The 18,585-nt window shown below is 62.6% G+C and carries 15 protein-coding genes; 2 read left to right on the top strand and 13 right to left on the bottom strand.

What is annotated here, in order from left to right:
• Positions 1-101 precede the first annotated feature (101 nt).
• From VGM51_01030 to rfbD, 7 genes are read right to left on the bottom strand one after another with little or no spacing between them, the layout of a single operon-like run.
• Positions 102-797, bottom strand: coding sequence for a C4-type zinc ribbon domain-containing protein (locus VGM51_01030; GenBank protein HEY3411618.1), 696 nt, complete (start codon positions 795-797; stop codon positions 102-104).
• 30 nt (positions 798-827) lie between these two features.
• Positions 828-1,865, bottom strand: coding sequence for an RluA family pseudouridine synthase (locus tag VGM51_01025; protein ID HEY3411617.1), 1,038 nt, complete (start codon positions 1,863-1,865; stop codon positions 828-830).
• Positions 1,862-2,653: a prolipoprotein diacylglyceryl transferase gene (gene lgt / locus VGM51_01020; protein ID HEY3411616.1), complete on the bottom strand. Its 792-nt coding sequence runs from the start codon at positions 2,651-2,653 to the stop codon at positions 1,862-1,864. The genes VGM51_01025 and lgt overlap by 4 nt, the downstream gene beginning before the upstream one ends.
• Positions 2,654-2,684: 31 nt before the next feature.
• The gene (gene lspA / locus VGM51_01015) at positions 2,685-3,173 is read right to left on the bottom strand and encodes a signal peptidase II (GenBank protein ID HEY3411615.1); all 489 of its coding nucleotides are present in this window, start codon (positions 3,171-3,173) and stop codon (positions 2,685-2,687) included.
• A gap of 9 nt (positions 3,174-3,182) precedes the next feature.
• Complete coding sequence (locus tag VGM51_01010; protein ID HEY3411614.1) at positions 3,183-3,563, bottom strand: hypothetical protein; 381 nt, start codon at positions 3,561-3,563, stop codon at positions 3,183-3,185.
• A 26-nt stretch (positions 3,564-3,589) separates the two neighbouring features.
• Positions 3,590-6,373 (bottom strand): isoleucine--tRNA ligase, encoded by a 2,784-nt coding sequence (ileS, locus tag VGM51_01005; protein HEY3411613.1) that lies wholly within the window; start codon positions 6,371-6,373, stop codon positions 3,590-3,592.
• A 16-nt stretch (positions 6,374-6,389) separates the two neighbouring features.
• Positions 6,390-7,241 carry a dTDP-4-dehydrorhamnose reductase gene (rfbD, locus tag VGM51_01000; GenBank protein ID HEY3411612.1) on the bottom strand — a complete coding sequence of 284 codons (852 nt, stop codon included), beginning with the start codon at positions 7,239-7,241 and terminating at the stop codon, positions 6,390-6,392.
• A gap of 135 nt (positions 7,242-7,376) precedes the next feature.
• On the opposite strand from rfbD, the gene VGM51_00995 reads away from it, so the two are divergent.
• The gene (locus VGM51_00995; protein ID HEY3411611.1) at positions 7,377-8,345 is read left to right on the top strand and encodes a ribose-phosphate pyrophosphokinase; all 969 of its coding nucleotides are present in this window, start codon (positions 7,377-7,379) and stop codon (positions 8,343-8,345) included.
• 241 nt (positions 8,346-8,586) lie between these two features.
• Here VGM51_00995 and VGM51_00990 read toward each other — a convergent pair whose 3' ends face one another.
• From VGM51_00990 to VGM51_00980, 3 genes are all read right to left on the bottom strand, one after another.
• Positions 8,587-9,975 (bottom strand): IS1182 family transposase, encoded by a 1,389-nt coding sequence (locus VGM51_00990; protein HEY3411610.1) that lies wholly within the window; start codon positions 9,973-9,975, stop codon positions 8,587-8,589.
• Between the two features lie 164 nt (positions 9,976-10,139).
• Positions 10,140-10,484, bottom strand: coding sequence for a cupin domain-containing protein (locus VGM51_00985; GenBank protein HEY3411609.1), 345 nt, complete (start codon positions 10,482-10,484; stop codon positions 10,140-10,142).
• Positions 10,485-10,675: 191 nt separating this feature from the next.
• Positions 10,676-12,526 (bottom strand): ABC-F family ATP-binding cassette domain-containing protein, encoded by a 1,851-nt coding sequence (locus VGM51_00980; GenBank protein HEY3411608.1) that lies wholly within the window; start codon positions 12,524-12,526, stop codon positions 10,676-10,678.
• 202 nt (positions 12,527-12,728) lie between these two features.
• On the opposite strand from VGM51_00980, the gene VGM51_00975 reads away from it, so the two are divergent.
• Positions 12,729-15,026 carry a right-handed parallel beta-helix repeat-containing protein gene (locus VGM51_00975; protein ID HEY3411607.1) on the top strand — a complete coding sequence of 766 codons (2,298 nt, stop codon included), beginning with the start codon at positions 12,729-12,731 and terminating at the stop codon, positions 15,024-15,026.
• Positions 15,027-15,184: 158 nt separating this feature from the next.
• On the opposite strand, the gene VGM51_00970 is transcribed toward VGM51_00975, so the two are convergent.
• The 3 genes from VGM51_00970 to VGM51_00960 are packed head-to-tail and all read right to left on the bottom strand — an operon-like array spanning position 15,185 to position 18,385.
• A complete protein-coding gene (locus tag VGM51_00970; GenBank protein HEY3411606.1) occupies positions 15,185-16,402 on the bottom strand; it encodes an FAD-binding oxidoreductase in 1,218 nt (405 codons plus the stop codon).
• Positions 16,403-16,436: 34 nt separating this feature from the next.
• Entirely contained in the window at positions 16,437-17,882 is a 1,446-nt protein-coding gene (locus VGM51_00965; protein HEY3411605.1) for an FAD-linked oxidase C-terminal domain-containing protein, read from the bottom strand.
• Entirely contained in the window at positions 17,882-18,385 is a 504-nt protein-coding gene (locus VGM51_00960; protein HEY3411604.1) for a DUF4149 domain-containing protein, read from the bottom strand. Before VGM51_00960 ends, VGM51_00965 begins: the two co-directional genes overlap by 1 nt.
• Positions 18,386-18,585: the final 200 nt, after the last annotated feature.

Here is an 18,585-nt window from a genome sequence, read left to right as displayed (position 1 = left end):
GTCCGAATGTATGTTCGTCCTTTATCCCGACAGCACGAAACCCACCGGGCGGGCCGTTGGCCCGTCCGGTGGCTACCTTGCTATGCCTGCCTGGATACGCTCTATGCCCGGAAGAACAGAATCCGGCCGCAATTGTCGCACGTCACGATGTCCGTGCTGTTCCGAAGGTTCAGCATGGCAACGCCGTGAACCTGCATGTGGCAGCCGCCGCATGTGTGTCCGTCCAGCATAGCGACACCCGTGTCCCGGGTGCGCGCCTTTGCCGAGTCGTATCGTGCCATCACGCCGGCGCTGAGCGGTTCGGCGGCCACCGCGCGCTTTGCCATCGCGCTGCTCGCCTGCTCTTTGATCACAGCGCCGTCTTTAGCATACGCGGCCATAATAACGGACAGTTCGCTCTCGCGGTCCGCCACCGATTTCGTGAGCGCTTTGACCGCAGCTTCACCCGCCTCGATGGCGTCCATGGCTTCCAGAATCTCGGTCTCGAGGTCGCCGGCGGCCGCCTTCAGCACGACGATCTCGTGCTCCACGGCCTCCGCCTCGCGCGTGTTGACCACTGTGCCGCCATAAAGGCGCTTGTTGTGCTGCTTCTGTTTCTCTTCGTTCGCTTTCAGCGTCGACTCCGCGACGCCCAGCCTCACGCGCGCCTGCCGGAGGGTTTCTTCAGCCCGGCGAAGATCGTCGCGGGCGCCATCCAGAGCGGCGCGGGCCCGGTCCCCATTATCCAGTTTGTGGTAGGTCCGTTCCAGGTTCAAGAGGAGCGCATCGACCTCGTGGAGCGCGAAAAGTTGTGGCATTTCCGGGTGCATGCTTATCCGATCCTGTGTCTAGCGGCCTGAGGCCGAAGTGAGTACGCTTTCGGATGATGGTTCCGCGCGAACGGCATCAAGCAAGCTGTCAACCGTGAAGCCGCTGCCCAGCGCCGAGAGCACGGACAGAAACTCTGCCGGAGGCGCGGAAGTGAATGACATCCTCTCATTGGACACGGGGTGGACGAAGGCGAGATGAGCCGCGTGCAGTGCCTGGCCGGGCAGTCTGGCGATGGCCTCAGAAGCCTCCGGAGGCAGCAGCTTCACCTGGCCTCGCCGCTCTCCGCCGTAGAGGCGATCTCCTAGCACCGGGTGCCCGGAATACGCCGCGTGCACGCGAATCTGGTGTGTCCGCCCGCTCTGTAAGCGTGCCCGCACCAGCGCGAATGCGCCCAACGGTTCCAGCACGTCAAGGTCCGTGATGGATGCGCGGCCCTCTCCCATCGGGACCACCGACATCTTCTGGCGGTTTGTTGCGTGGCGCCCGATCGGCGCATCGACCCGCGCGTGCAGCCACCGCGGAACCCCCCAGATAATCGTGATATACCGACGGCTGAGAGTCCTGTCGGCTAGCTGGCGCGCGAGAAAAATGTGCGCGGAAGCATTCTTGGCAACGACAAGCAGGCCGCTCGTGTCTTTGTCGAGGCGATGTACAATCCCGGGCCGCAGGGCGCTGCCGCCTTCGCTCAGCGAGACGCCACGCCCCAGCAAGGCGTTCACAAGCGTTCCCCCGGGGCTGCCCGGCGCGGGGTGGGTGGTCATCCCCTGCCCCTTGTTCACCACCAGTAAAGAGTCGTCTTCGAAAAGTATCTCCAGAGGGAGGTCTTCCGGCTGTGCCGTCGGCGTCACCGCGTCGGGCGCCGTGAACGCCACAATATCGCCGGCTTGTACCGCGTCTTTGGATTTCGCAACCTTACCGTTCACTGTGGCGAGGCCGTTCCGGATGATGCGTTGGGCGGCGCTGCGGCTTGACCCCTCAATAAGGGCTGCCAGGAACACGTCCAGGCGCTGGGCAGGGCACCCCTCCGGCACGATGGCGGTTTGTATTTCGTTCATGGTTTGGCCCGGTTCCCGGCTGATGTCTGTGCGCCCGTCTTGCGAGAGCGCCGGAACGCCACCGCCAGCGCAACCAGCGCGATAACGACACTGGCGATCTGCGCTTGCGTGAGGCCGTCGACAGCCACGACAGCGGTGACACCGGCCCGCACGTATTCGATGAGAAACCGGTAGACGCAGTACAGGACGAGGAATGTGAGAAACGTCTGCCCGGCGTATTTCCGCCGCTTGTCCACGGCGGTGAGGATGCCGAACATTAAAAGGCCGGCGATGCTCGAATATAGCATCGCGGGGTGGCTCGGTGGCGTGAGCATCCCAGGGTAGTTGAGGTCCGGGAAACGCATCGCCCACGGCAGGTGACACTCGGACCCGTAGCAGCAGCCGTTGAGGAAGCAGCCGATACGGCCGATGGCGTATCCGATGGCAATCCCCGGCGCCACGACGTCCGCAAGGTCCCACGCGGAGATCTTTCGCAGACGGCAGAAGTACATACCCCCAAGGACGCCGCCAAGCAGGCCGCCGTGGAATGACATCCCGCCCTGCCACACCATGGCGATTTCGGCGAGGCTGTGATAGTCCCGGTAGTTCAGGGCCACGAATAGGAGCCTGGCGAACACCATCGCGGGCACAAAGATGAAGAGCGCTGCGTCCATCACCGTCTCCGGGGATATTCCGCGCCGCGCGCCGGACCGGGTGGCCCACCAGGCCGCCGCCAGAAAGCCCAGCATCACCATGACGCCGAACGAGTACACCCTTATCGGGCCAAGTTGAAACAATATCGGATGCATGGGTTACGAGTGAATCCAGTCAGAATCCTGGTTAGCGTGCGGTCTTTGCGGCCTCCCGCGCTTCGGCGGCCTGCGAGCGCCAGAGCCACCAGATCAGCAGGATGGTACCTACCGTGATCGCCGAGTCCGCGATATTGAACACGGGCCAGATGTTCTTCCCGCGCCAGTCCAGCTCTATGAAGTCTATGACGTACCCGAACCGCGCGCGGTCCGCGAAATTCCCGAGTGCGCCGCCCAGTTGGAGGGCGATCGCCGCGCGGGCCAGTCGGTCCGGCAGTCCTCGCCGCTCGATGTAGACCATGAAACCGATCGCGATGAGCGCGATGACTGCAAGAGCCGCGGAGCCCTGCCGCACGATCCCGAACGCCGAGCCTCGATTGTAAACCACGCTCAGCGAGACATAGCCGGGGATAACGGAAAGGTTTCGACCGCCGGCCAGAGTGCTCAGTGCCCAGGACTTCGTAAGCCCGTCGAAAGCCAGCACAACGAGCGCGAGAATGTAGAAGGCGAAGCGCTTCATCGACAACCGTTAACCACCGATGTAATGCTCTTGCTCCTCAACGGTCAGGTTGGCATACGGCACCGCGTCGAGCCGGTCTTCCCCGATGAACTCCCCGCTCTCGTCGCTGTAGCCGTACGTTCCATCCTCGATCTTTTTCAGAGCCCGTTCACACTGCTCAAGGATGGTGTCCAGGTTATTCTCCAGCACCTGATCGCGTTCACGCAGGAATAGCTCCGTTCCGGCGTCAGCCGGGTGCGTGTCGACGCCCGGACGCTCGCCGGTCTCGTCAACGAGGTTTTCGTGCAGGCCGGCTTCCTCCATCGCGTCCCGTTCGGCGGTGAGGTGCGCGTAGAGTTCGCGAAGCTTCTTCTTATAGGGCTCCAGATTGCGCTGTGGTTTTGCGGTCACGGTGTCTCCCTTCATTTCGGACGGAGTCAGGCTGATTCCGCCGGGACGGCTTCGGCGCATCGACCGCATAGGTCAGGCTGCCGGTTATTCGATCCGATATCGTTCTTGATGAGCCAGCACCGCGGGCATTTCGCGCCCGTTGCGGCGGTCACCGAAATGCGGTCCTCCGCTGCGCTCACCTGTACGTTCACCGCGGAGACATTGAGCGCTTCGCGCAACGCCTCGAGATCATTCTCCATGGCGGTCGCGGCCGTGTACTGGTCCTTGACCGAGATGTTGACACACGCCTCCAGTGGCTTACCCACGGTGCCGTCGTTTCGCGCCTCTTCCAGCGATTTGTTTACGTCGTCGCGAAGCGCCAGAAGCCGGTCCCACCCGGCTTTCAGACCGTCGTTCTTCCAGGTCGCGTCCACTCCGGGCAAGAGCGCCAGGTGAACGCTGTCCGGAAGGCTGCTGTTGCATTTCCGCAGTTCCTGCCAGGCCTCGTCGGACGTGAACACAAGGATCGGCGCCATCAGGAGGATAAGCGTCTCGGCGATGTGGTACAGCGCCGTCTGTGCGGACCGCCGGCCCGGATCGTTCGGCGCGGATGCATAAAGCCGGTCCTTCAGAACGTCCAGGTAAAACGAACTGAGCTCCGTGACACAGAACCCGTACACAGCCCTGTAGACCCTGGTGAATTCAAAGCTATCATACCCATCGCGGGCTTCGGCGATCACTTCCTGAAGGCGAAGCATCACCCAGCGGTCGATCTCCCGCATCTGCCCGGCGGGCACGGCGTTTTGCGTCGCGTCGAAATCGCTCAGGTTGCTCAACAGGAACCGCAGGGTGTTTCGCACTTTGCGGTAGGCGTCCGCCACCCGCTCCAGGATTTGCGGGCCGAACTTGGCGTCTTCCGTGTAGTCGGTGCTGCTCACCCAGAGGCGCAAAACGTCCGCGCCGAACTTGTGGATGATCACCTGCGGCGAGACGCCGGTGCCCTTGCTCTTGCTCATCGCGCGTCCCTGCTCGTCCACCATGAAGCCGTTGGTGACGACGGCTTTGAACGGAGGCACGCCCTTCGTAGCTTCCCCGACCATCAGCGCCGCGTTGAACCACCCGCGATGCTGGTCGGACCCTTCCAGATACACATCTGCAGGGTACGCAAGTTCGCCCCGGCCTTCCATAACCGTTCGGCAGGTGGCCCCGCTGTCGAACCAGACATCGAGGATGTCGGTTTCCTTGCGCCACTTTGTACCGCCGCACTTGGGGCAGACCGTTCCATCGGGAAGAAACCTCTCGGCCGGCACATTGAACCAGGCGTCGGAGCCCTGCTTTTCCACTAGGTCCGCCACCGCGTTGATCGGCGCGCTCTTCAGAAGCGGTTCGTCACAGGTTTCGCAGACAACAACCGGTATGCCGACGCCCCATGCGCGCTGACGGCTGAGACACCAGTCCGGGCGCTGGCTCACCATCGCGGAAATGCGGTTGATGCTCTCGGACGGGACCCAGCGGACCGACGGGATGTCGGCAAGGCACCGCTCGCGGTGGCCATCGTGGTCGATGTCCATAAACCACTGGACGGTCGCGCGAAATATCAGCGGGCGGCCGCAGCGCCAGCAGTGCGGATAGGAATGCGTAAATTCCTCTTCGCTCAGCAGGGCGCCGTTCTCGCTCAGGGCCGTGCGCACCGCTTTGTCGCCTTCGCCCAATTTCATGCCCGCGAACGGGCCGGCCTCTTCGGTGAAGTGGCCGTTTGGCGAAACCGGGTTGATGATGGGCAAACCCCAGCGCACGCCGCTCTCGAAGTCTTCGCGCCCGTGTCCCGGCGCCGTATGCACCACGCCGGTGCCCGTGTCCATCGTCACGTAGTCCGCGGTGATCAACCTCGAGTCGCGGTCGAATAGCGGGTGTTTGAAAACCAGCCCCAACAGGTTCTTACCCTTGACCTCATTGACCTCCTCGAACGGCAGCGCGCCGATGGCTTCCATCGTGGCGCCCAGCAGTTCGCGGGCAACCAGATAGAAGTCGCCGTCTGCTTTCACAACGACGTAGACTTCCTCCGGGGCCACCGCGACGGCGGTATTGGCGGGGATGGTCCACGGGGTAGTGGTCCAGATGATGGTGTAGCAGCGTTCCGCGGGGATGTCGAGCACATCGCTGGCGAACACGCCGTTCGGGTCGTCCTTAAGCGCGAAACGGACGTGGATCGACGGCGACACGTGGTCCGCGTACTCGATCTCCGCTTCCGCCAGCGCCGTCTCGTCCTTGATGCACCACATCACCGGCTTCAGGCCGCGATAGATGAAGCCCTTATCCGCAAGCTCGCCGAAAACACGAATCTCGCGCGCGACCTGCCGGTCGTCCATCGTGAGGTAAGGGTGGTCCCAATCCCCCATCACGCCCAGACGCTCGAATTCCTTCTTCTGAGTCTGCACCCATTTCCCGGCATATTCGCGGCATGCCTTGCGGATGCCGTCCCGGGTGGGCGCTTCCTTCTTCTCGCGAAACTGTTCGCGGACCTTGTTCTCAATCGGCATGCCGTGGCAGTCCCACCCGGGGATGTACGGCGCGGTGTAGCCCATCATCGCGTGCGACCGGACGACGAAATCCTTCAGGGTCTTGTTGAGCGCATGCCCCATATGGATATCGCCGTTGGCGTAGGGCGGCCCGTCGTGCAGGATGAACTTGCCCTTGCCGGGGCGCTTCATCAGCTGCCCGTACAGGTCCGTTTCGAGCCAGTTGGCGAGGCGTGGCGGTTCGCGGTCCGGCAGATTGGCCTTCATCGCGAAATCGGTCTTCGGCAGGTTCAGTGTTTTCGAGTAATCCATTAGTCAATTCCGGGTTTCACAGCGACGCAAAATAGTCGGCTAACGCGTCTTGCCAGCTGCGCGCATTGTCTTTGCCCTGCATCTCGAGGCTGAGGCGTCGCAATGTGCTTCGTCGCGGGCGTTTTGTCGGAGAGTCGAATCGCTCCGCCGATATCGGACGGATCATGTCCGCGTCGTATCCGCCGCGTTCCACGATGGCCCTGGCGAAATCGTGCCACGAACACTCCCCCGAGTTGTTTACATGGTAGACGCCGAAAGGGCACTCCTCGACGATGGTCTTCATGAACGCCGCAACGTCGACCGAATAGGCCGGCGAGCCGAACTGATCGTCGATAACGTCGATGGTGTCCTGTCTGGCCGCCAGTTTCAGCATCGTGCCTGGAAAGCACTTTCCGCCGGCGCCGAACAGCCACTGGGTGCGCACAAGCCAGAACCGGCGCATGCTCCACTGAAGCGCGTGCTCGCCCGCGAGTTTGGACGATCCGTATTCGTTGATCGGATGCGGCCGGTCGAATTCCATATACGGCGCGCCCTTCTCCCCATCGAACACGAAGTCCGTGCTAACGTGCATCAGCGGCAGCGCGTGCAGTTCGCACGCCGAGGCAAGATTCCATGTGCCCCAGGCGTTGATGCGGTACGCTTCGTCCGGCTCGCGCTCCGCCCGGTCCACGTCCGTGAAGGCCGCGCAGTTGATCACCAGTTCCGGGGTGGTCTGCCGCAGCGCCGCGGTCGTGGCGTGCCGGTCGGTGATGTCGATCGTGAGATCGCCGCACGCACGGTCCGCCCAAAGAACGTTATGCCCATGACGAAAAGCCGCGACTACGTCGCGGCCCAGCATGCCGTTGCCACCGATTACGAGGACGCGCATCCGCTCGGCGATTCCTTTCCTGTCACGATAGCACTCACACACATTAGAGACAACCGAAGGCGGCGCTCCACGCGCAACCCGCCCCCCTGCGCCACAGGCATTGTGCTATCATCCTGCCGGGAGGGCGCATGATCGATGGCAGCCATTTATGACCGACTACAAGTGTTTTCAGGTACGGCCAATCCGGAATTGAGCCGGCGGATCGCGTACGAACTGGATGTCCCGCTGGGCAAGGTTGAAGTGGACCGGTTCCACGACGGCGAAGTGTATGTCCGATTCGAGGACACGGTACGCGGCAAGGATGTATTTCTGGTTCAACCCACCGGACCGCCGGTCGACATGAACCTCATGGAACTCCTGGTCATGATGGACGCGGTCAAGAGAGCCTCCGGAGCCCGCATCAACGCAGTGATTCCCTATTATGGCTATGCGAGGCAAGAGAAGAAAGACATGCCGCGCGAGCCGATCACCGCAAAACTGGTCGCGGATATCCTGACCAGCGCCGGCGCGGATCGCGTCATGGCGCTCGATCTGCACGCGGATGCCATACAGGGGTTCTTCAATATCCCGGTTGACCACCTGACCGCCCGCCCTTTGATGTGCGACTACATTGCCTCGAAAAAGCTGCCCGATCTCGTGGTGGTGTCGCCGGATGAAGGCATGGCGAAAAAGGCCCGGAGGATTGCCAATATCCTGGAGGCTCCCCTCGCCATCGGATACAAATTTCACCCGGAGCACAAGAAGACCAGCGTCACGCACCTCGCCGGCGACGTGAAGGGCAGGACCTGCGTCATCGTTGAAGATATGATAAGCACAGGCGGAAGCATGATGGCGGCGGTTGATATGCTCCTGGCCAAGGGAGCCAATCCGGATATCCACATCATGGCGACCCATGGGCTTTTCACGGACGTCGCGCTCGAACGGTTGTCCCGTCCTGAAGTCGCCGAAGTTGTCGTTACGAATTCCCTGCCGCAGGATCTCGCGCAGCAGCTTCCCAAGATCAGCGTCATCGACGTGGCGCCCCTTTTCGCCGAGGCCATCCGCCGCGTGCACGAAAATGAGTCGATCGCCGGCCTCTTCCGACCGGTAATCAACAGCGACTGACCGCATTAAACGGATAATGAGGAAATGAGGAAACGGGGGAAATGAGGAAATGGAATTAGGTATTTCCCCATCACAGGCTGGGTCGCAACTTGATCGGGTTTTCGGTTTTTGTCGATCAAATTGTGTGGTCATATCCCGTTTCGCCGTTAATCCGATTGGTGGCTATCAGTTGAACGCGTTCCGAGGAGGTGGCAGGGTTGCTTGAGCGGTCCCAAGGGCCGTTTCGCCCTGTGTATGCGGGTTACACCGCCCCTGCCACCCCCATCGGACGACCGAATACCCTGATCTTGTCCAGGTTGTGTGCCATGCAGGCTAACAGAAACTCCGCACTGGCTCCCGGAAGGCCGCGCAACAAGAACCTTCGCAGGTTGAACCGTGTCTTCAAGCGACCAAACACCGGCTCGACAACTTGTTGGCGCCACTTGTAGATGGCTTTCGCTTCGGCGGTCGACATCTTCGCCTTCATCATCTTCTGGAGGTCATCGTCCGCCCGCACACACAGTTCCCGGCTCTTGTGCATCTTGCTGCGTCGTGAACGATATACGCGATGCGTGAACCCAGCCGAGGTCCGAATGTGCCGAAACGTTAGCACCACACCGTCTTCGCTGGTATAGGTGTCCCGATCTGCGTCATACGTATATGCCTCCGCCGCCTTCGCCTCACGACCACCATACGGGACATAGGCGTTGAGGCCGGATTCCGCGATGTAGCCCAACGTCTCCTTGTTGTGGTATCCGCAGTCCGCCGTAGCCTCCAGGGGCTGCGCCCCGGTATTCGCCGTCACCTGATCCAGCATCGGCGCGAACTGAGCATTGTCCGTGCAATCGTTGGTCAACTCCGCAGCCACAATCACCAGGCGGTGACGATCCACAACCACCTGACCGTTGTAACCCGCACGGTGTCCGGAACGCGTCTTCATAACTCGCGCGTCCAGGTCCGTCGCGGGTACCGACTTGTGATGCGTCTCCCGCAACTTCTCCTCCGCCTCGTCCAACCGCTTCTTGCGACGCTCCGCGTCTTTCAACTCTTCCGGCAACTCATCAAGCCGGCGGTCCCCCAACTCCGCGTCCTCAAGGGCGTCTATGGCTTCCGCTTCTGCCAGCAAACGCTCTATCCGCGCCGTCAGCGCCGCCCGCGCTTTCGCCAACCGCTCCCGGGAGTACGTCTCCCGCAGCGCTACATCTGCTTCGATCTTTGTCCCGTCCACCGAAACGTGCTCCAGCAACACAAGACCCGCTTCCTGGCACAACTCAACCGTCTGAACGAAGAGGCCCTGCAAATGCTCCGCGTTGTCTCGACGGAAACGCGCGATCGTTCGGTAGTCCGGGTGGCTCATGCCTGAAACGAACATGAACCGAATGTCCGTCAACAGAGCCTGCTCCAGCCTGCGACTGCTACGGACCCCTTCCAAGAACCCCAGCAAGTGCACTGTCAACAGCATGCGAGGGTTATACCGAGGGTTCCCAACCCGAGAGTACCGGCGCTCCAGCTCACTCAAGTCAAGGCGCGATACTACGTCGCGTAGCATCCGAACCGGCGCATTCTGCGGGATCAAGTCATCCATAGATGGAGGAAGCAGAAATGGCTGTTCAGGCCGGTGCGGCTGCTCACGGTATTTCTTCTTCAGCATGGAAACCTCTCAAGCGCGAACGTCACTATCTACATTTTACGTCGCGCTCGAACCTGGCATCCATGGTAACCAAAATATTCAAAACACACGCGTTGTGACCCAGCCTGAAATGGGGAAATGGGGAAATGGCTGGGTCGCTTCCTCGTCTCCCCATGACGCTGGGCCTACTCCTGCCTAACTATGTCGACCGAGATTTCCACCGCCGGAATCGTTCCGTTGTTCTCAAGCCAGTGTGTGGTGTTCCTGTCCTCGGGCCACCCCAATCCCGGCCCATAGGCCGTAGCGACCCCATCGCGATGGTCAATGATCGTACCCTGCAATATGTAGACGATGCCCGGTCTGTCTATATGATCGTGAACCGGGCCGAACACGCCTCCAGGCTCGATTGTGACCAAACGCATTCGAAATCGGCGCCCCGCCATGCCCTCGATCTCAGGGCCAAGGTCGACCGATTCGAGTAACTCCACCGTAACACCTTTCGTCTCCGGCACCACCTCTCCGTTGCCCATTGTACCCTCCTCTTTGCGCTCCAGGGGCCAATTTGTTCCAGGCTGCGCGAGGACGCTCTCGCGTTACCGAGTTGAGCGCCAGGAGCCAGATCCGAGGGTCTTCCGATGTGGGACGGGTCTGCGTCCCGATGCTCAGCTCAAGAGTTTTCCGATTTCCTCATTTTCTCTTTCCCCGTTTTCTCGTTTCCGTATCACTCTTCCGCGGCGGCGCTGGCGGTTTCCCAGGCGTTGTACATCTCGGGCAGCTTCAGCGTGAGGGTGTTGTACTCCTCGGTGGCTTTCGGGGCGGCCTCGGGGTCGGCATAGGTCGCCGGGTTAGCGAGGATCTTGGTCAGCGCAGCGATGCGCTTTTCCATTTCCAGAATCTCGGCCTCGATCTGCTCCGGTTTCGGGCCCTTCGGCGCCCTGCCACGGCGAGTAGGCGCTTTCTTCGAGCTCTTCGACGCCTTCTTGCGCTCCAAACGGCGCCGGTATTCGTCGTAGGTCCCGTCGAAACTGGTGACCGTCCCGTTTTCAACGATCAGCAGGCGCGTGGCGATGCCGTGTAGCATGTAGCGGTCATGCGTCACGAACAGCAGGGTGCCGCCGAACTTCGAAAGCGCCGTTTGCAGCGCATCTCGTGACGGGAGATCGAGGTGGTTGGTTGGTTCGTCCAGCATCACGACGTTCGCGCCGCGCGCCAGGAGGACGGCCAGTTGCAGGCGGTTGCGCTCGCCGCCGCTGAGGACCGGCAGTTCGCGGAACACGTCGTCGCCGCGGAAGCCGAACTGCGCCAGCGTGTCACGGGCCTCCGCGATGGAGAGCGGGGCGGCGTCCATGAGTGCGTCGAGGACCGTGTCGCCGTCCAGCGGCATGTCCATTTCCTGCGCGAAATAGCCGGGCTCCGTGTTCATCCCCCAGCGGATGGCGCCGGAATCGGCCTTCATCTCGTCCGCGACGATCTTCAGCAGAGTGGTTTTCCCGGTGCCATTTGCGCCGATAATTCCCACGCGCTCCCCGCGGCTGACCTCGAACGAGACGTCGCGCAGCACATCCCGGCCGTCGAAGGATTTGCTGACGCCCCGCACCTGCAGGACGTCGTCGCCGGAACGCACGTCGGCCCGGAACTGGATGCTGGGACCGCTGATTTCGTGCGGACGGTCCACCCGTTCGATGCGCGCGAGGGCCTTCTGGCGGGACTTGGACATCGTGGCGCGGTTGCCGGCGCGATAGCGGTCGATGTAGATCTGGAGCTTTTGAATCGTCTCCTGCTGCTGATCGTAGACCTTTCGCTGTCGCTCAACCTCCTCTTCCTTGAGGCGGATGTACTGGCTGTAGTTGCCGGGGTAGGATTTGGTGCGGCCGTCCGCGAGCTCGGTGACCTTCGTGCCGACCTGGTCCATGAAATAACGGTCGTGCGAAATGATCAGCGCGGCGCCGGGATATCGGATCAGGTACTCCTCCAGCCATTCGATGGCAGCGACGTCCAGGTGGTTGGTCGGTTCGTCGAGGCAGAGCACGTCGGTGCCGGCAAGCAGCAGGTGGGCGATGGCGAGGCGGGTGCGCTGGCCACCGCTGAGCGTGACCGGAGCCTGTTCCCACGTTGGCTCCGACAGGCCCAGCCCTGCGAGGGCGGCCTTCACGTCGCTTTCATAGGCCTCGTCGCCCAGGTGGCGCAGGCGTTCGTGGACTTCGTTATAGCGGTCCAGATCCTCGTCGGTGGGGTGTTCGTTGGCGGCCCAGGCCTCTTCCAGCGCGCGGGCTTCGTCGCGGCAGGCGATGAGCTCGGGGCGCGCCGACATGGCGGCATCCCAGACGGTTGGCACCTCCGTGAAGGATGAGTGCTGCTCGAGGATACCGAGGCGGAGACCCGGCAGGAGGGCGATGGAACCGCCGTCGGTATTCTCGTCGCCGAGGATGCAGCGGAGGAGCGTCGTCTTGCCGGCGCCGTTCGGTCCGACGAGGCACAGACGCTCCCCTTCATTGAGTTGCAGGGAGGCGTCTATGAGGACCTGGTCGGATCCGAAGTATTTCTGAACGTTCTGTGCGGTTATGAGTGCCATGGGTGCCGTTACATTGTAGACCGGAAGGAGGCAGGAGGCAGTTGCGAGCGGGAGATGGGGTGAGGCGGAGATGGGGCGATCAGGGCAATGCGGTTGGACGGAACATCTTTGGGACGCGAGCCGTCTGACTCCTTAACTGGGCAACTCATATCGGCGCGGGGAATTCAGCCCTGCGTCGCGTCGTTAACGAAGGAGCATCAAGATGCAACAGCCGATCGCGGGCGCTTTGATTGCGCTCGCCCTCGCGGCCGCGACCCTTCCCGCGCCCGCAGCCATTGTCTATGTGGACAAGAACTCCCCCGGCCCGACCCATGACGGCAGATCGTGGCAGACGGCCTATACCACCGTTCTCGTAGGGTACGCCGGCGCAAACGCCGGCGACGAAGTCTGGGTGGGGCCCGGAGCCTACACCGAAGCGATTACGCTGAAGCCTAATGTGAGCCTCTATGGCGGATTCATCGGATTCGAGCTGTTCCGGGACATGCGCCTGGGCATTCAGGGCATCACCAAACTGATGTTTTCAACCAGCGGGACCGGGGTTATCATTTCCGCCACGGGCAATGTCATCACTGAATCGACGGTCATTGACGGCTTCACCTTCATGCAAGACCCGAGAGGTGCATTCACCGGCGTGGCGATCCGATGCGATTCCGCTTCGCCAACGATCTCGCACAATGTCTTCACCGGGATGCAACTCACGCCCGCGGGCATCATCAGCTGCACCAACGCCAAGGCGGCAATCCGGGACAATACCATCACCGCGTGCTCTTCGACCGGTGAGGTGATCTACCCGGTCATCCTCCTGAAAGGCGCCACAGGCGTCATCGCGAACAACACGATCGTCGGAAATAGCGGCTACGCCATGAGCGGCTCCTCCAGTGCCCTCATCGTCAACAACATCGTGGCGTACAATCTGGGGAAACTGAATCTTTCCTCATACGGGAAGCCGCCCACCTACCGCAACAACTGCCTGTTTGAGAACTTCCCCCTCATCGGTACGCAGTTCGCCGGCACCGACCCGTCCGGCGCCAACGGGAATTTCACGGCCGACCCCCGGTTTGCCGTGTACGCGTACGGCAACCTGCACCTGGCGGCGGACTCTCCTTGCCGGGACGCGGGTGACGACAGCGTCGTTGCGGCGGGCGAGACAGATATCGACCTCCAGCCGCGGATTCAGGGCGCACACGTGGATATCGGCGCGGACGAGTCGGACGGCAGAACGTGGACGTACAGCCCCCATATCGTTCGCGTGAGCCCAACCGGCAAGGACTCCAACGACGGCTCGTCGTGGGCGCTGGCAAAGAAGAGCATTCAGGCCGGCATCGACCTGGCCGCGTCCATAGGAGGCGACGTCTGGGTGCAAAGCGGCACCTATACGCTGCTGACGAGTGTCAAGACGATGATCGTCCTCCCGCCGTACTGCTACCTGTATGGCGGCTTCGCGGGCACGGAAACCGCCCTGGACCAGCGCGACTGGCTCGCTACTCCCACGATTATCACGGCATCGAAAACCCCTATCCTCGGCGCGAGTGGGGGGTATCGCGTGAGCGCGGTCGATGGGTTCGTGCTTATGGGAGGGGGCATCACGACTTCGAACGGGGCGGGCATCACCTGTTCCGGGGCTTCGCCCTATATCCGCAACAACGTCTTTACACGGAACACGGGGGCCGCGGTGCAGTGCCGCTTCAGCAGTCCCGTCCTGACAAACAATGCGTTCTACAACAACAGTCTGGTCTATCCGTCATACGTTGTCGGCGGCTTGTCCAGTTTCCTGACCGTGGTCGGCAATGTCTTTTCGGGCAACGCGGCGTCCACAAACTCACAGGTGTATGGCTCGGTGTATGGCGACAAGGGCAGTACCTTGCTGGTCACAAACAACCTGTTTGATTCCAACAACGCGGGGTCGAGTGGCGGCTACTCGGCGGTGAGCGGCGTACAGGGCACGGGGATCATCGCCAACAACACGTTCGTCAACAACCGCGGCATCGCGATTTCCCCGAACGGAGGAATCGTCGCGAACAACATCGTGGCGTTCAACGATACGGGGATCTGGTCGATCCCATTGACGAAAGTCCTTTCCAATTGCGTGTACGGCAACGGCGCCAATTATTCCGAGACCGACCGGTCCGGCAAGGACAACAATATCAGCGTCTATCCGATGTTCAACAGCCTGCTGAAGGGTGACTATCGCTTGCTGGATACATCTGCCTGCGTAGACGCGGGGCGCGATGAATACGTGTCGGCCGGCGACATAGACCTGGACGGAATGCCCCGCATTCAGGGGCGCCACGTGGACCTGGGCTGCTTCGAGTCTTCGGCGACCTCTATGATCGCGCATTGGAGCGATATCGCGCGGCTCCTGCGGATAGCGGGCGGCCTGACGCCGGCCACGCCGGTGGATGCCTCGATTCTGAATAAGGCGACCGGGGATGCCACGCTATTACTTGACTTGCGGGACGCCCAATCGCTGATCCGCCAGCTCTCCGCGCAGAGGCGGTGAAGGCTGAGGGCTGAGGGGGTAGGGCTGAGGGGGTAGGGCCGGCATCCGGCCAGCCGGATGAATCCGGCGTCTGTTCAGGAAACCTGCCCTCCGGGCAGGGAAACTCCTGTCCGGAGGTCTGGCTCTACTCTCAGCCCTCAGCCCCCAGCCCTCAAATCTCATTTCGGAAGCGTCGGGAAGACGTTGTCCGGGTCCAGGGCGGCCTTGATCGCCTGGGCCAATGGGGCGTCCGGGCGGGGCGCGCCGAACGGCGAGACGACGCCGGCCCATGCGCGCGGCATTCGTTCGATGGTCACTCCTCCGCCCTGAGGCTCCACATACGCGCGGATGGCTTCAATCTGTTCGATTGTGTCCGGGTACGCGGTGCAACGCAGGGAGATACGCCCTTCCACGGGGCAATAGGCGGCCGAACCGCGCCAGCCGGATTCGGCGACGCGCGCGAGCGTCTCCCAGATCGTGGAAGGGATGACGCGGACAGTGACCTCCACATCGCCTCCCCGCGGAGGCTGCGGCGCGTAATCCACGCGGCCGATCATCGCGCCCTCGCCGCGCAGGACCTCCGAGCACGATACCACCTGCCACTGGACAGTTTCGGCGCTGCCCTCCAGAGTGATGACGGCGGTTGGGCGCTCGGCGGGGTCACGGATGTCGGCGCGGACCACTTCGACGATCGTCGGGCGTATTTCCGAGGCCGCGAGAGCCGCGAGCCGGGCGTGGAGGGCTTCCCACGTCGCGGCGGAGAATAGGAGACGGGTTACCTGCTCGGGCATCGGCCTGACCTTGAACGTGACCTGCGTAATGAACGCCAGCGTGCCGCGGCTGCCGGTATAGAGCTTGGGGATGTCGTATCCCGCGACATTCTTAACAACGCGCGCGCCGCCGCGGACGTCCCGGGCCATACCATCGATGCCCCTCACTTCGAGCACCCAGTCGCGCACGGGACCATAGGCAGCCCGCCACGAGCCGGTGGCCGCCGCCGAAACGATGCCGGCGAGGGTGGCCGTGTCCGGGTCGGGGACGTTGATGGGAAGGAACTGCCGGTGGCGGCGCAGGGCGTCCTGCAGCGTGGCGAGAGTTACCCCCGCCTCCGCCGTCATCACCAGATTCTCCGGCTGGTGCTCAACGATGCGGGTCATTCGGTGCGAGGACAGGAGGAGCGACGCCGGGGGGAGCGGGGCGAGCGAATCGACATAGGCTCCGCCGCCCGCGCAGACCACGCGTAGTCCCGCCTCGCGGGCCCGCGCGATGCAGAAAGCGGCTTCCTCTTCGCCGCGGGGGAACGCGGCGATAGTCGCACCGAACGGGGTCTTCGATCCGTCCACGACGTTCAGGGCGCCGAGTTTCAGGCGCAGCGCGGAAGAGATGTCCTGCATCATGCGTCACCTCCCGATGAGGTATTCCGGCCGCGTTTCATACCGCGGCCCGCTTTCGGGCGAGGTTGAATTCGGTGGTCACGCAGCCTCGCGAACAACCTTTGCTGCCGGGGAAGACCTTGCCGGGATTACAGAGGTCGCGCGGGTCCAGCGCCGTATGGATGCGTCGCATGACGTCGAGATCGGCCTCCGAGAACTGCAAGGTGAGGAAATCCTGTTTCTCCACGCCCACGCCGTGCTCGCCGGTGATGCTGCCGCCGATGCTGAGGCAGAGTTCGACTATCTCGTGGTTGGTTGCGATCATCTGCTCCACTTCCTCGGGGATTCGCTCGTCGAACAGGACGATCGGGTGCAGATTGCCGTCGCCGGCGTGGAAGATATTGGCCACGCGCAGGCCGTGAGCGGCGACAATCCCGCTGATGGCGCTGAGCACGCGCGGCAGCGAGGAGCGGGGGATCACGCAGTCCTGGGTGACCATGCTGCGCGATATGCGCCCCAACGTGCCGACGCCCTTCTTGCGGGCGGTCCAGAGAGCGGTCCGCTCCTCTTCGTTGCGGGCGGACTGTACGCTGCGCGCGTGGAAGCGCTCGCAGACGGCGCGGCAGGTCTGCTCGCTCCTGTCAAGGCCCGCTTCAAGGCCATCCAGTTCGATCAGGAGCACGGCGGCGGCATCCAGCGGGAAGCCCAGGCGGAAGGCGGCCTCGACCGACTGGATGATCGTGCCGTCCATCATTTCGACGGCGGCGGGAACGATTCCCTCGGCAAACACGCCGCCGACCGTGTTGGTTGCGTCGTCGAGCGTGTCGAACACCGCCAGGAGCGTTCGCCACGCCGGCGGGTCCGGCGTGAGGCGGACGGTGGCCTCGGTGATGATGCCGAACGTTCCTTCTGAGCCGACGTAGAGTCCGAGGAGGTCATATCCCGGCAGGTCCTCGACCTGAGCGCCCACCTCGACGAGCGTGCCGTCCGGCGTGACGACCTGGATGGACAGGATATGGTTGGTCGTGACGCCGTATTTCAGCGTATGCGGCCCACCCGCATTCTCGGCGATATTACCGCCGATGGTGGAGGCGCTCTGACTGCTGGGGTCGGGCGCGAAGTGGAGACCGTGCGGGGCGGCGGCCTTCGAGACACGCGCGTTGACGACGCCGGCCTGCACACGGGCGCGACGATTGACCGCGTCCACCGAGATCACGCGGTTCATGCGGGCCAGGCCGATGATGACCGTGCGGCCAAGCGCGATAGCCCCGCCGCTGAGCCCGGTTCCCGCGCCGCGCGCGAGGAACGGGATGCCGTGGCGGTTGCAAAGGCGGACGATGGACACTATCTCGTCCGAGGTGGATGGGAGCACCACGACGTTGGGGGCGCTTTTTTCCACGGTATACGCGTCGCATTCATACACCGCGCGCTCCGCGCCCTCGGCCAGAACCGCGTCCGGCGCCAGCAGGCCGCGGAGATCGTCCAGGAATCCTGCTTCCATCATCACACCTGCCGGGGGTGGCCGCCGTCCCGGCGCGGGCCTATATTGACCGCCTGGGTGATCGCAATGAGGCCGGCGCACAGCACGATGCTGACCCACGTCAAGGCCCGGTATTCTCCGTGGAGTTCCATGAACATCCTCTGGTCACCCAGGCGTTGGCGCAGGTTCATCACCGGCAGCAGCGACTCCGTGAGGTACAGATTGACGAGGAGCGGGACCAGATTCAAGACCCACCGCACGATCAGAAGGCGTTTGGTGTTGGTGCGTCGCCTGTAGGAGAACTCGACCGCCGCGACCGCGAGCATCAACGACAGGATGAGGATGGACAGCGTGCCGGACATCTCGAAGGCCCGTCCCACGATGGCGCCCGCCGAGGCTTTGTCCTGGCCGAAATGCCGAAACACGACCGGCGCGACGATGGCGCCGATGCCCAGCGGTACGCCGATTACGACCCCCGCGAACAGAAGGTAGATGCTGTTAAGCGCTATCAGTACGTTGCGTCGCATATGGTCCCTTCGTGCGGAAGTGTCCGCGCTACGTGAATGATAGCAGGCGGAAGGAGACAGGAGACAGGGCCGGCCTCCGTGCTGGCCAGTCTACCGCGCCGGTGAATCGCATGTGGCACTCTTGAATCCTTGACAAGTAGGCGGGGGGGGTATAATTCTTATGAGCCAAGCTCTTCTCGCGCTATGTGACCACTAAGACA

Source organism: Armatimonadota bacterium, assembly GCA_036504095.1.
GTDB lineage: Bacteria > Armatimonadota > DTGP01 > JAKQQT01 > JAKQQT01 > DASXUL01.
Note: the sequence above shows the minus strand (reverse complement) of the source record. Positions and strands in the feature narration are given on the sequence as shown.

What these genes read in the sequence shown, in the direction of transcription:
- VGM51_01030 (HEY3411618.1), bottom strand. Translation starts at nt 797, where the DNA reads ATGCCACAACTTTTCGCGCTCCACGAGGTCGATGCGCTCCTCTTGAAC.
- VGM51_01025 (HEY3411617.1), bottom strand. Translation starts at nt 1,865, where the DNA reads ATGAACGAAATACAAACCGCCATCGTGCCGGAGGGGTGCCCTGCCCAG.
- lgt (HEY3411616.1), bottom strand. Translation starts at nt 2,653, where the DNA reads ATGCATCCGATATTGTTTCAACTTGGCCCGATAAGGGTGTACTCGTTC.
- lspA (HEY3411615.1), bottom strand. Translation starts at nt 3,173, where the DNA reads ATGAAGCGCTTCGCCTTCTACATTCTCGCGCTCGTTGTGCTGGCTTTC.
- ileS (HEY3411613.1), bottom strand. Translation starts at nt 6,373, where the DNA reads ATGGATTACTCGAAAACACTGAACCTGCCGAAGACCGATTTCGCGATG.
- rfbD (HEY3411612.1), bottom strand. Translation starts at nt 7,241, where the DNA reads ATGCGCGTCCTCGTAATCGGTGGCAACGGCATGCTGGGCCGCGACGTA.
- VGM51_00995 (HEY3411611.1), top strand. Translation starts at nt 7,377, where the DNA reads ATGGCAGCCATTTATGACCGACTACAAGTGTTTTCAGGTACGGCCAAT.
- VGM51_00990 (HEY3411610.1), bottom strand. Translation starts at nt 9,975, where the DNA reads ATGCTGAAGAAGAAATACCGTGAGCAGCCGCACCGGCCTGAACAGCCA.
- VGM51_00985 (HEY3411609.1), bottom strand. Translation starts at nt 10,484, where the DNA reads ATGGGCAACGGAGAGGTGGTGCCGGAGACGAAAGGTGTTACGGTGGAG.
- VGM51_00980 (HEY3411608.1), bottom strand. Translation starts at nt 12,526, where the DNA reads ATGGCACTCATAACCGCACAGAACGTTCAGAAATACTTCGGATCCGAC.
- VGM51_00975 (HEY3411607.1), top strand. Translation starts at nt 12,729, where the DNA reads ATGCAACAGCCGATCGCGGGCGCTTTGATTGCGCTCGCCCTCGCGGCC.
- VGM51_00970 (HEY3411606.1), bottom strand. Translation starts at nt 16,402, where the DNA reads ATGATGCAGGACATCTCTTCCGCGCTGCGCCTGAAACTCGGCGCCCTG.
- VGM51_00965 (HEY3411605.1), bottom strand. Translation starts at nt 17,882, where the DNA reads ATGATGGAAGCAGGATTCCTGGACGATCTCCGCGGCCTGCTGGCGCCG.
- VGM51_00960 (HEY3411604.1), bottom strand. Translation starts at nt 18,385, where the DNA reads ATGCGACGCAACGTACTGATAGCGCTTAACAGCATCTACCTTCTGTTC.